General features: G+C 35.1%; 8 protein-coding genes and 1 pseudogene. 2 read left to right on the forward strand and 7 right to left on the reverse strand.

Features of this window, described 5'->3' with window-relative positions:
* Positions 1 to 80 precede the first annotated feature (80 nt).
* From FFR48_RS00725 to FFR48_RS00745, 6 genes and pseudogenes are all read right to left on the reverse strand, one after another.
* Complete coding sequence (locus FFR48_RS00725) at positions 81 to 503, reverse strand: hypothetical protein (RefSeq protein ID WP_137666040.1); 423 nt, start codon at positions 501 to 503, stop codon at positions 81 to 83.
* A 285-nt stretch (positions 504 to 788) separates the two neighbouring features.
* Positions 789 to 1,199, reverse strand: coding sequence for a hypothetical protein (locus tag FFR48_RS00730; protein ID WP_236103957.1), 411 nt, complete (start codon positions 1,197 to 1,199; stop codon positions 789 to 791).
* 306 nt (positions 1,200 to 1,505) lie between these two features.
* Positions 1,506 to 2,783, reverse strand: a complete 1,278-nt coding sequence (locus FFR48_RS00735) for a 3-isopropylmalate dehydratase large subunit (protein WP_236103958.1) — start codon at positions 2,781 to 2,783, stop codon at positions 1,506 to 1,508.
* Positions 2,784 to 2,915: 132 nt separating this feature from the next.
* Positions 2,916 to 3,065, reverse strand: a pseudogene (locus FFR48_RS29210) (3-isopropylmalate dehydratase); the annotation flags it as partial.
* Positions 3,066 to 3,246: 181 nt separating this feature from the next.
* Entirely contained in the window at positions 3,247 to 4,317 is a 1,071-nt protein-coding gene (locus tag FFR48_RS00740; RefSeq protein WP_137666036.1) for an isocitrate/isopropylmalate dehydrogenase family protein, read from the reverse strand.
* 317 nt (positions 4,318 to 4,634) lie between these two features.
* Positions 4,635 to 7,079, reverse strand: a complete 2,445-nt coding sequence (locus FFR48_RS00745) for a hypothetical protein (protein WP_201277549.1) — start codon at positions 7,077 to 7,079, stop codon at positions 4,635 to 4,637.
* 568 nt (positions 7,080 to 7,647) lie between these two features.
* Between FFR48_RS00745 and FFR48_RS00750 the strand changes: the two genes are divergently transcribed.
* Entirely contained in the window at positions 7,648 to 9,018 is a 1,371-nt protein-coding gene (locus tag FFR48_RS00750; protein WP_137666037.1) for an AAA-like domain-containing protein, read from the forward strand.
* 151 nt (positions 9,019 to 9,169) lie between these two features.
* Here FFR48_RS00750 and FFR48_RS00755 read toward each other — a convergent pair whose 3' ends face one another.
* Entirely contained in the window at positions 9,170 to 11,041 is a 1,872-nt protein-coding gene (locus FFR48_RS00755; protein ID WP_137666038.1) for a patatin-like phospholipase family protein, read from the reverse strand.
* A gap of 1,011 nt (positions 11,042 to 12,052) precedes the next feature.
* Between FFR48_RS00755 and FFR48_RS00760 the strand changes: the two genes are divergently transcribed.
* A partial coding sequence (locus FFR48_RS00760; RefSeq protein WP_236103955.1) for a condensation domain-containing protein occupies positions 12,053 to 13,737 on the forward strand: 1,685 nt, incomplete at its 3' end.

Genomic DNA, 13,737 nt, shown 5'->3' on the forward strand with positions numbered 1-13,737 from the left:
TTTTTACCAAGGTAGAAATTTAAAACACACCTTTATTTAGTGGCATTTATTTAAGAATGTCACCAAATTTCAGGATTAAATTATGCTTCTACTGCTACTTCTTCATCCTCATCTACAATTTCTACGGTTCTTGGTTCTTCAACTACTTCTGCTTCTGTCGCTGTATTAGCTTCTGATTCTACGTGAGTTGTTAATTTGGTTTTTAGCTCGTCGGAAATGGGTAAATCATTGATTTCTTTGACGAGCGCCCTGATAGATTCGTTTTTAGTCCTTTCTGAATAAACTGCTTTGAGAATAGCTTCAAAACCAAAATCTCCTATCAGGTCTCCTACTGCTCCTACTAACCCCAGTAAACCTATACCTCCCAGGATGCCAAAGGGTCCCCCTACTGCTGTGAGCGCCGCTACAATAGCAGCATTACTACCTGAGTATGATATTGCCATAACTACAAGAATTATGCCAGGAAGACCTAGACCAGCTAGTTTTCTTACGATTTCGTCCATCATTTTTATCACCTACAGTCCTTAATCTTGTTGGTTAATTGTTGGTTAATTGTTAGTTAAAATTTGCTTGGTGGCATGAGATTGAATTATCTAGAGTGTCTCTTGAGAGTAAATCCAGATAGTTTTTAACATTCTCTTTCCTATTCAACCTCAATCTATACAAATCGTCAATTCAATAATTGGTCAGTAAACACTAAAAATCAGTAATTTGATCACAGCCAACAATTCGCTGATGAATTGAAAGCTAAAATATGATTTTGGTATCTAATGATATAATCCTTTATTTTAATTAAAAGAATGATTGTTTTCTATTTTTACAGATGATGTATTTACAGTTCTTAGAGATGGTAAATATTTTTTACTTTCTGATTTTAGATGATATTGCAATTTTAGTTTTAGCTCCTGGCAAATTGGTAAATTTTGAATTTCGTAGAGTAGCGATCGCAAAGTTTCGGTTTTGCTACGTTCTGAATAAACGGCTTTGATAATAGCTTCAATTCCATAATCTGCAATCAGATCACCTATAACTTTTACCAAACCCAGTAACCCTATTCCGCCAACTATACCAAAAGGTCCCCCTACAGATGTCAGTAATCCTGCGATCGCAGCATTACTGCCTGCTGATGCGACTGCTAAAATTAAAATAATGATACCCGGAAGACCTAAACCGGCAAGTTTTTTCACAATTTCATCCACTGTAATCACCTAACATTTTGATATTGTTGTTTTCAATTTTCTGAGTTTTATGAAATTGGAGTTATTGTAGACACACAAACAGATTTGATACTTGTTCTAATTTTAAGTTAGATAAAATTTACCCCCTTAATTTATTAAATCTGGATTCAGAAATTTGATTTTTCTAGGACTTACGCAAGATGTGACTGAAAACCTTATTCTTGCCTAGGGGTAATTCATGTACCTTGCTTACCGAAGGATATTACCCCTACTTTCGTTCCCTTTTGCGTAAGTCCTGTTTTCATCAGATTTTTTTTCAATCAAGAATTAATCAAGGACATGACTAATTTTGCCTTTGACTGCGGAAATGGCCACAGTTCTGGGTGAGGCTAAATAATTTTTGCCTGTAGGATCGCCACTGCGTCCTTTAAAATTACGATTGGTTGCATAAACCCCCGTTTCTTCTTTGTTTAAAACTCCAAGTCCCGAATTGATACAAGCACCACAACCTGATTTGAGAATCTTTGCACCTGCTTGGGTAAAAATGTCCATATATCCTAATGCTTCTGCTTTTTCCCGAATTTCTACGGAAGCAGGAACAATAAACAAGTTTACACCATCCGCGACTCGGTGATTCTGTAAAACTTCGGCTGCTTGGGCTAAGTCGTATAATTTACCTCCTGTACAAGAGCCAATAAAGGCTTTGGTAATGGGGGTTTCTTCTATCTGGCTAATAGGTACTACTTGATCTGGTTTGGGAGGACGGGCTACTTGCGGCTCTAGGTTACTGAGGTCAAATTTATACACTTTTTCATATTCAGCATCGGCATCGCCAACAAATTCTTCAAATTCTTGATCAGAGCGACTTCTAACATAGTCGCGGGTTGTGTCATCGGGAACAATTAAGCCACAGATTGCTCCACACTCAATGGCCATATTAGCAAGGGTCAAGCGTTCATCATAAGGCATTTGTTCGAGTATTGACCCTCTAAATTCCATGACCTTGCTTGTACCACCAGCACAGCCGATTTGTCCCAGGATAAACAAGATAATATCCTTAGCACTGATATGGGGGGGTAGAGTTCCAGATAAATCAAATACCAATGTGGGAGGAACACGAATCCACATATCCCCCATAGCATAGATATTTGCCATGTCTGTAGTCCCCACACCGGTAGAAAAAGCTCCTAATGCTCCGTAAGTACAAGTATGGGAATCTGTACCAGCAATGATCATTCCTGGGCGGACAAATCCTTTTTCTGGTAGTAAAACGTGACAGATACCAGCAGCTTCACCGGGGGAAACTATATCAAATAAATGACATCCTTGCTCTTTGGCAAAGTCTACCATTTCCTGATACATGACATTGGCTTTTTGATCATTGCGAATGTCATTAACTTGGATAAAATGATCTGCTACTAATACTACCCGTTGAGCATCCCACAATTTTGCTTCTTGTCCGTAGTGTTTATAAAATGTTGTGGCTACAGGTCCTGCTACCGCATCATGGGATAAAGCTAAGTCAACTTGAGCAAAAACCACTTCTCCAGGACGGACGTAAGCATTACCAGAGGCTTTAGCAAGGAGTTTTTCTACTAAAGTCATGGGTCTTTGGGGAGTTACGCTTTGAGGAATGGTAATTTTGCCCTGACGACGTTGATGATTAAATGGTATGAGTCCACCTACTTGGGCGATCGCATCAACTACAGGATTTTCCTGTGTTTCCTCTAAAATTTCTAAATTTAAACCAATATTGATACTATTGCGATAAAAAATTTCTGCAAATGATTTTGCCTGAATTTTTTCAATTCCCGCAGCTTTCAAAGCAACAGGGGCAATTTCTCGACTAGAACCACAGCCAAAATTTTCTCCAGCGACAATTACATTATATTTTAATAACTCTCCTACTCCTATCAAATGTTCTAAAGCATATTGTTTTAAAATATCAGGATCATAAGTTGTGGCTCGATTGGCAGGAATAATATCATCTGTATTAATATCATCCCCTAAATATAAAACTTTGTTATTTACTTCTTTATTTATAGGACTCATGCAGCACCTCAACTCCTCAATTTTGTTCTAGCTTGTGTAAATTATAAATTTCTTCTAGTAAAAGCTGTATTAATTGTTCGGTATTGACTAATATTTCTTCTCCTTGAGGAGATAAATCCGCCGTCCGATATCCTTGAGCTAAAACTCGATCTTGTGCAGCTACAATTTTCTGGGCAGCTTTTTTTTGCCCCCACTGCTCTAGCATTAAAACACAAGCTCCAATAGTTCCCAAAGGATTAGCAATTCCTTTACCTGCTATATCTGGTGCAGTACCGTGAATTGCTTCGTATAGTCCAAATCCATCGGCATTGAGACTGGCTGATCCTAATAAACCTAGAGAACCAACTAATGCTCCGCCAATATCGCTAAGAATATCTCCAAACAAATTACTGGCTAAAATTACATCAAATCTTTGGGGATTCATCACCATTTGCATGGCTAAATTATCCACTAACATTGGTTCGACCACAACATCAGGAAATGCGGTTGCTTCTTCTTGCACTAAACGAGTCCAAGGCAAATTAGGTAAGGCATTTTCTTTATGAGCTACTGTTAGTTTTCCTCGGCGTTGTTGGGCTTTTTGCAAGGCTTGACGAGCAATGCGTCGTATTTCATGATCGTAATAGAGCATGGTATGGTAGCCATAAGCTCCTTTTTCATCTGAACCACGTGCAGCAGAGCCAAAATAAATTCCACTGACTAATTCTCGAATGACGAGTATATCCAGTCCTTTAATTTTCTCTGGACGTAAGCTAGATTTATGCACCAAACTATCAACAATCGTAATGGGACGTAGATTGCAAAAAAAGTCATAATGTTTTCGCAATTCTAGCAGTCCACCTTGGGTAACTGCACCAAAGACAATGCCATCAGATCCATTACATAGTTCTATCGTAGTTTGGGGAAAGTAACTACCAAATTTTTCTAAGGCGGTTTTACCCAGCCAACCATAATCTACCTGTACGGTAAATTTTTCTAGGTTAGCTACTTGCTGCAAAACTTTTAAGGAAGCTTCTACAACCTCTAGACCAATTCCTTCACCAGGAATAGCAACAATGCGATAAGACTGATTGCTTAATGACCTCATTTTCCCTGATTTTTTAGTTGATGAGGATTGATCACTGCTGAAATTTTCAACGCTTAACTCCTACTCAATAACAATACTGGAAACATCATGTTTGATAAAATTTGAGAAAAATATGTGTACAATGGTTCACACTAATTCACTCCTCTTTTTTCCCAGACTTTTCCTGAGAATGCAAGGACAGTTAAGACAGTTAAGATTATTTATAATCAATTACAAAAATTAATACTATTATGATAAAATAATTTTATATGGAACTCCCATTTGATTTTTGAGAGCTTGCGTGATAGCAGGGTTATGAACGCTCCAAACCCCTTTAATTAATTCTTGACATTAACAGACACTCCAAAAATCTTGATCTTACCATTGTTTTGACTGATTTTCACTGATGTTAGTTCTTGGTTTAACAAATAAAATCTGCCCATGATACTCACTGAATTATAACGACCATTCTGAGATTTTTTAAGTATTAATGTGGCTTTTTTCTGATTATTAACTCCTTTGAGGATGAGAATATCCCCAAAATTAAAGCTACCAGATGCAGTTAATTTTTCACTATTTACTTTGGCGTTAATGTTGGCAATATTAGAACCCAAAAAATTGAGATTACCTACAATACTAGCTGAATTATTAATATTTCCTTGATTGTCTTTACCAAGGGTAATTGTAGCACCATTGAAGGCTAAAATGCCAAAATCAAAATCATTTTTTGCTTTTAATCCTCTTTCATTCAGGATGATACCTAATGCAGTAAATTTTTTACCTAAAATAGTTAGATTCCCTAAACCAGAAACTTTTCTCTTGGTTAAGTCAACTTTCAATTTAGGAACATTCAATTGCAAAATATTCACTAGATTCAAAAATACATCTTTGATGAAAATATCTTGAACGTTAAATAATAATTTGCCCTTACCTAACGCTTGATTAAAGGCGGTAATATCTGCTTCACCTGTGGCAATTTGTTGATTTAAATTTACTGTTAACAGGGGAATATTGAGACTTAAAAACCCAAGTAAATTGATTTCCAGATTGTTGATGTTAATACTGTTTTGATTAATATCAAACTTAATACCTGCTAGGGTATTACCTAAGAGGGAAATTTTTCCAAAACCACTACCGCAGCCAGTTTTGATATCTATAATTAAATCATCAACATCAAGACTTATGAGATTGGCTAAATTTAAATCAAAGTTTTTAAAGATCGCATTTGTAGCAGTAATTTTAAATTCTACATTGGCAATTTGGTTACCAAGTAATTCTACATAACCATCTCCCTGAAGATATTGTTCTGTGGGTGTAACTTTTAAGGCTAAATCTAAACTATTATCATCTGCTCCTGTGATTTTGGCAAATCCTAAATCTATTTCAAAAACTTTTAATGAACCACTAATTTTATTTAAACTTATGTTACCTTCCAGAAGTAAAATCGCTTCATGACCCCAAGCGTTGATTTTACCGTTAATTTCTAATCCTTCTGATATGGGTTGACCGGCAATGATTGTAGGGAAGGGAACATATTTAATCAATGGGTTGCGTTTTCCGTCTGCATCTGCATCAACTGATTCAATCTGCAAATTATCTAAGGTTTCTAATAAGGACAATGCTTTGTTAACTAATTCTGTGGAAAAACCTGCTTGTTTTTCAATAAAAGAGGTAACTGGACCTTGCCACAAATCTATTAAACTAACGGGTTGATTAACAGTTAAAACTAATGCTAATCTTTGAGGATCATTAGTATCTATCAGAAATGCTACTTCTATGTCTATTTCTTCCCATCTTAAATCACCAATGAAACCAAAGTTATCAAAGTAAGGTGGTAAATATGTTCCTCCTCCTTGGAATCTGAGATTACGTAGTTCTGTTCCATTCAATCCATAGGGATTATGCCAGGTTTTTTCACCTTGCTGACAAAAATATGCTGTTAAAGATTCAGGTTCGAGGGACAGATTTCCTGCAAGAAATAGTTTAGGTTCATCTTCTTGACTGGGATCATAACCTTGAAGAGTTAAATTTCCCGTTAATCCAAATCTTGGTTGTAAATCAGGATCAATATTTAATTCGAGTAGTAAGTTATTAAAATCTGCTTGCAATGGTGGTTGAGAAAATAAGTTTCTTTGTCCTGCAATATGACCTGTTAAAGATATTTTTCCTGTGGAATTGATGTTAATTAATCCTGCTAAATTACTAATTTCTAAATACTCGTATATAAATTTACTCAGATTTTTGGGAATGGTTTGTAAATCAATATCTCCAATAAAATTCAATCCTTTGCTTAAGTTAATATTACCTAGTTCTTGATGAAGGTAATTATGATCATCATTAGATATAATCAACTCTGCTTTGTCTAAGTTTAAATTACTGATGATCGGAACTGTATTTGTTAGGTTACTAAAACTAAATCCATCATTTAATTGATATTTTAAAATAGGATTTTTACTAAAAACTAATTCTATATTTTGATTATTGAGTAATCCCTGTACGTAAATTTCTATGTTTTGAGCATTTTTATATATTTTACATTTTGGGTTAATTATAATAATTTCATGTCCACCAAATACTTCTGTAATAATTCTCTCGAAGATCACATTTATGTATTTGACTTGACTATGAATGTCAAAAATTTTATCTAAATCTATCTGTACATCATCAAACTCTATGTAATTCTCTGAATCTGATGTTAATAATTTTACATCATCTAAAGCTTCTAGTTTTAATTTGATATCTTCAGGTAAGATAATGGTTGCTAGATCAAGACTATTAGACATAAGTTAAGGTATACGGAGATTAAAGCTAGTGACTATTAGTGTATTTTACCATAGTTCAGTTATGATTGATGTGGAATTTACTGAATAGAGAGTTTTGCATTTTTCATAATTTTCTCGCTTTTCATCATCAAATAGAAATATTAGGATTTGATTGAGACAGGACTTACATAACTGACATTTTGCCATGTGCTTTAATTTTAGTAAATGCGCTAAGATGTGTAAGACGATTATGATTTGCGCTAAGACATATTTACTTGGGGTAGAGGCTGAGAAATCAGAAAATTTGCGGATGACAGATAGATCCAACTATTACCTATTCCCTGTTTCCAGGGGAATAATTTCCAAAGCATTTCCGAAATATGGTAATTTCATATTACAAATATCTATGGAGTAATTTTTTATTATACAGGACTTACGCAAAACAGAATGAACGTAGGGGTAATTCATGCATTACCCCTACGGAAAAATCCGGTTTTTAGTCTTATCTTGCGTAAGTCCTACTATAAATTGTTAAAAACTTTAAACTTATAAAATTTAACTTTAACCAACTTAGTCAATTTTTTGGATTATGGTTTTAACAGAAAATAAAGCAAAAAGGAGACGCGGTGTCCTTTTATCTCCTCAAGGACTACAACGCTTACAAGATGCTATATCATCTTGGGAAATTACAGAAAACCAAGGACAACGCCTCTCTTTAGAGGATTTATCATACCAAACCAAGCTTTCTGCTAAAACTCTTAGCCGCTTATGGTCAGCTAATAAAGGTGTGGACCAAAAAACTTTAAAATTATGCTTTAACACTTTTAATTTAGAACTTAATGAGGAAGATTACATCTTCCTCAAGGAAGATAATGAAACAAAAATATTAGATTGTTTATCAGAGAGTATCTGTTTACGAACAGAAATTCCGTCCTTATGGTCATATCCTGATGGACCAATACCGTTAGATTCTCCCCTATATATTGAGCGTCCACCGATAGAAGAATTAATATATCGAGAGGTGACTCAACCAGGTTGTGTGATTAGAATTCTCGCTCCTGGACAGATGGGTAAAACTTCTTTGATACTACGTATTTTGGCTTTTGCAGATGTACAAGGATATCGCACTGTAAATTTAAGTTTTTCCCAGATAGATGCTGATTGTTTCACTGATTTAAATAAGTTTTTACGTTCTTTTTGTAGCCAAATTGCTATCAAACTGGGTATAGCTCCCAATCTTAATGAGCATTGGGATGAAGATTTGGGTTATAAGTTAATCTGTAGTCTTTACTTCCAACATTATATTCTCAAGCAAATTAATAATCCTCTAGTTTTAGTATTAAGTGAAGCTGAACAATTTATTGAATATCCTCAAGTTGCTCAGGAATTTTTTGCTTTGTTGCGTTGTTGGTACGAAGAATCACGACAAAATAATTTATGGAAAAATTTGAGGTTAGTAGTTGCTTATTCAACAGAACAGTATTTTTGTTTAGATATTAATCACTCTCCGTTTAATATTGGACTACCTGTCCGTTTACATGAATTTACTCAGGAACACGTAGAAGAATTAGCTAGACGATATGGACTAAGGTGGACTGCTGGTAAGGAGTCGGCACAATTGATATCTCTTATTGGTGGTCATCCAGCACTGACACAACTTACTTTGTATTATATTCACTCTGGGGCTATGAGTTTACCAGATTTGATCAAAGAGGCGATCGCCAATGGTGGAATTTATCGCTATCACTTGCAGAACCATTGGGTAAAACTGTTAGCTAATCCTGGTTTAATTAGGACATATACTGAAGTTGTTACCGCTAAAGAAAGTCTGGTTATTGATCCTATCCATGCTTATAAATTGGAAAGTTTAGGATTAATTACCTTTGATGGCGATCGCGTATTACCCCGTTGCCAACTTTATCGGGCTTATTTTACCAAGCAACTATCTATTGTTTGTTAGTCCCCATTGCATAAGCAGTTAGTTTACTCTCAGAGGATGTCTGAAAACTTTTTTGTGTTGCATAAAACACTTGTAAATCCTCCTTTATTCCCCTTAAAAAGGGGAACTTTGATTAATTTTTTGGGGGAATCTGGATAAAACCTGATACTTCTCAGACATCCTCTAACAACAAACTACACAATTCATCTATTTTTTGACTATTTTGATTAATCATCTGCTGGGCGGCTATTTTTAGCTCACGAATATTGCGTAAAGTTGTCTTATCTATTTCTTCTAGTTCTGTATCTAAAAATGTTTGAAACCGATAATAAGAACTTGTAGTTTCTGGATTATTAGATGCAAACAAACGCTCTAATTCTCCAGCCACAACTTCACTACTACCATCAAACATAATATTTAAAAGTGGTCTTCCCCATTGCAAAAGTCCCCAATTTTTGACTTCATTATAAGGATAAACACTTGTCAGTGAACCTGTACCCAAGGAAACCATTAAGATATCTTTTGTATCCACAACCCTATTTGCTTCTTGTTTACTACTCATTTTTGCTTCGGCAATAGCTAACTGGGCTGGATTATTCGCAAAAACTCCCCCATCTACTAAAGTATAAAAACCATTATTATTGTGATCAGTGGTAATGCGATGGGGAGGAAAATAAGTAGGAGTAGCACTGGTGGCTAATGCTGCATCTAAAAGCGAAAATCCTGCACATAAATTGCGAGATCTTTGAGATTCTATCTGTTGTTTTTCCCGTTTGTTAGTAAACAATATGGGGATGCGTTGCTCAATATCATAACTGGTGACAAAGACTTCTTTTAAATTATTTTCTATCAGACTATCACCAAAATATTGTTTGAGCATTTCTACTCTGCTGGTAGAAGCATATTTGGGCTGTAAAAATATATCTTCTAAAGGTCCAAGTATTTTTTCAAATAATGGCTCATAAAATATTTCCACTCCATACTCAATAAATAGTTCTGATAAGTCCGCAGCAGTGTATTCAGCCTGGGTTAATTTATCAGCAGTTGCTGTATTTAATCGGGGTTTAGTTAATCCCAGTGCTAAAATTCCCCCAGTGGAAGTACCAGCAATTAAATCAAACAAACTAAATATAGGTTTTTGTGTGCGTTTTTCAATTTCTGCTAATAAAAGTGCAGGAATCATGCCACGAATACCACCACCATCAATGGTAAGTATTTTATATTTTTTCTGGTCTGTTTGATTGATATCTTCTGCTAATTGTTCTTGAGATAATGTAGGTGCTGTTTGGATATTAAAAGTTGCTTCTGGTTGGTTAGTTTTGGTTTCTTCCTCCGCAGGTGATTCTCCCAGAAATGTAATTTGTGTTAAATCCCAACTAGGATTGCCAAACAAATTCCCCTGATAGATATTTGCAGTTTGATTTTTGACAATTGTTCCTTCCCCTTCATCTAATCTCCAATAAGCAACTAATCCTTCTTCATCCCCAACTATTAGCCCAGAACAAAGGTTTTTAATTTGTTCCTGATTACACGCACAATTCCAGACACTAATATGAGCTAATTGTCCTGAAAAATATATATCATTGTGTAAAGTTCCCCCCATAGTGATCGGACTTGTGGCTTTATTTAAAGTAGAACCTGTAAAATATTCTATGTATTGATTATGATCAAGATATACTGTAATATCACCTTGATTGAAAACAATAGCGAAAAAGTGCCATTCTCCAATGGTTAATTCTCCATGACCCAGAGTTTTGATGAATTTGCTAAATTTTTCATCAATGTAAATATCTAAATTTCCTGTAGGACTAACACCAACTTCAAAATTATCACTGTATCTGTCTGAAGAACGGGCAAAAAATACATTTCTTGTTCCATAAGTAGTAGCTTCTTTGGTAAGAGAATGGGGATTAATCCATCCTGAAACTGTAAAACCTGAAATCCCCTCAGACAAAACTGGATCAGGATCATTTTTGCCAAAATCTATGTAATCATCTTGTCCATCAAAGGTTAAAACCCATTGTTCAATTACTTTGTTTTCCACGGAATTTTTCTCTCCAATTATTTAGGTTAAAAATGGTAAATAGTTAACATTTGAGCAGATTTTTTCTCTCGAATTAGTAATAGTACATGAGGAGTACAGAGAATATAACTTGCTATGATTTTTTTATTAAAATACTGATAGGGCTGATCTGGCTATTTATTTACATAAATTTACAGTATTATACAAATCCCACGTTTTGACGCTACTATCTTGAATCTCTGGCATAACTAACTAAACAAACTACGTCTTAACTAAATATTAAAACATGATTAAATTTGGCTATTCCGGCAATTAAGCTGTTACACAGCTAAATTGTATAATCCTAATATTCTGAACTCTTGTTTAACAGGCAAGATGCCTGTTCCACTTATACAAATTAAATGCACAACAGCTTATTCTAATTCTAATTGATAATATAACATTTTGAATGAGAGTGTAAATAGACTAAATTGTGGGTGTAAATCCCTGTAGAGAAAATAAATTAATAGGACTTACGCACTGTACAAATTCACCATGATGTGCAATGTGCATGAACGAAAATCCGTTGTTTCAGGCTTTTGGCGATTAACTTCTGATCAATAGCGAACTGCTTGCAGCAGCGATTCGCTATGGCTCAATCAAAAATAATCAAAAAATCACGTTAAAACGCCCGAAACCCATACCTCATATTTAGTTGTTCCTGGCGTAAGTCCTAATTAAGATTAATCAATTAAAATAATTAATTATTTATTTCTGAAAAGTTAAAATTATTTTATGATTCAAATGGGATTTTCTACTTAAAAGTCTTAACTGTCTGCTTAAATGTTTAAAATGCTCTTGCAGTTGACTGCTAAACCTGAGATTATCTATTTGCTTAGTAAGTATAAATTTTACCAACCAATTTAAGTTTTTTGCAAACACCTACTATTGCTGGGTTATCTCAAACAATTACAGTAATTAAAACAGTAACTCAAAGTCAAAATAATTTGACTGAAACATCAGCACAAGAATACGAAGAGGATTATTTATAAAATGGCTATATTTGAATTTTTATCATTACTGAATAATTTAAATATCAAAGTTTGGCTTGAGGATGGTCAATTACGTTTTCGCGCTCCTAAAGGAGCAATGACGGCAGAAATAAAACAGCAAATTAAAGAACGGAAAACAGAAATTATTGCTTTTTTACAAGAAGCGCAAACAGCTACACAAATAACTTCTTTGTCTTTAGTTCCCGTTACCAGAGATCAAGATTTACCTTTATCTTTTGCCCAACAAAGAATGTGGTTTCTGTCTCAGTTGGATGGAGAAAGCACATCTTATAATGAAAGTTTCCAACTCAGAATTGTTGGTAAGCTTTCTTGGACTGCTTTAGAAAAAAGTATCAACGAAATTATCCGCCGTCATGAAGCTTTAAGAACTAACTTTCCTACAGTAGAAGGTATCCCTTTTCAGGTAATTAAACCTAATTTAACTCTCAATATTCCTGTGATAGATGTACAAGATTTCACAGAAACTGCTGTACAACAAATTATCAATCAAGAGGTTAGCAAGTCTTTTGATTTAGGGACTGATACCTTAATAAGAGTTACTTTACTACAGCAAGAACCAGAATCCCATTTGTTGCTGATCACCATGCACCACATCATCATAGATGGTTGGTCAATGGGGATATTTTTCAAAGAATTAGAAGCACTTTATTCAGCGTTTATTCAGGGAAAACCAAGTCCTTTAACAGAGTTAACAATACAATACGCTGATTTTGCTCTTTGGCAACGGGAATGGTTAACTAAAGAAGTTCAAGACAAGCAACTGGAATACTGGAAACAACAGTTAGCAGACGCACCTCCTTTGTTGGAGTTACCAACAGACTATCCACGTCCCCCAGAGCAAACTTTCGCCGGCGCTAGTGTAGAATTTCATATTGATGCAGATTTAACCTCTCAACTTATCACCCTCAGTCAAAAGTCAGGTGTAACTTTGTTTATGACCTTGTTAACAGCTTTTGCTGTGGTACTGCATCGTTACAGTGGTCAGGATGATATTTGTATTGGTTCACCTTTTGCTAACCGAGATCGCCGAGAAATTGAGACATTAATTGGCTTTTTTGTCAATACTTTGGTTTTGCGTACCCAGTTACAAGGTAATCCTAGTTTCTCCCAGTTACTAGAAAAAGTTCGTTCTGTGGTTGGGGATGCTTATGCACACCAGCATATACCATTTGAGCAAGTAGTAGAGGCATTAAAACCGGAACGTTCTCTGGGCTATAATCCACTGTTTCAGGTGATGTTTGTGCTGGAAAACTTCTCCCTGGATACTTTAGAGTTACCTGGTATTAGTCTGACTCCAGAAATTATAGATAGAGGTAGTGCAAAGTTTGATTTAGGTCTCTCGATGTGGCAGACACAACAGGGATTAATTGGATATTGGGAATATAACACCGATATTTTTGCTCCTGATACTATTGGGAGAATGATTAATCATTTTCAGACTTTGTTGGCAGGGATAGTGAAGAACCCAGAGCAAAGAATAGGAGAGTTACCACTACTAACTGAGTCAGAAAAACACCAACTATTAACAGAATGGAATAATACTCAAGTTGAATATCCTGTTGATAAATGTATCCATCAGTTATTTGAAGAGCAGGTAGAGAAAACACCGAATGCAATAGCAGTAGTGTTTGAAAACGAACAACTCACCTATCAGCAATTGAATAG

This window comes from Sphaerospermopsis reniformis (assembly GCF_005402885.1).
GTDB classification, from domain to species: Bacteria; Cyanobacteriota; Cyanobacteriia; order Cyanobacteriales; family Nostocaceae; genus Sphaerospermopsis; species Sphaerospermopsis kisseleviana.

Coding starts and splice junctions, on each gene's coding strand:
- FFR48_RS00750 (WP_137666037.1), top strand. CDS start 7,648: ATGGTTTTAACAGAAAATAAAGCAAAAAGGAGACGCGGTGTCCTTTTA.
- FFR48_RS00735 (WP_236103958.1), bottom strand. CDS start 2,783: ATGACTTTAGTAGAAAAACTCCTTGCTAAAGCCTCTGGTAATGCTTAC.
- FFR48_RS00725 (WP_137666040.1), bottom strand. CDS start 503: ATGGACGAAATCGTAAGAAAACTAGCTGGTCTAGGTCTTCCTGGCATA.
- FFR48_RS00745 (WP_201277549.1), bottom strand. CDS start 7,079: ATGTCTAATAGTCTTGATCTAGCAACCATTATCTTACCTGAAGATATC.
- FFR48_RS00740 (WP_137666036.1), bottom strand. CDS start 4,317: ATGAGGTCATTAAGCAATCAGTCTTATCGCATTGTTGCTATTCCTGGT.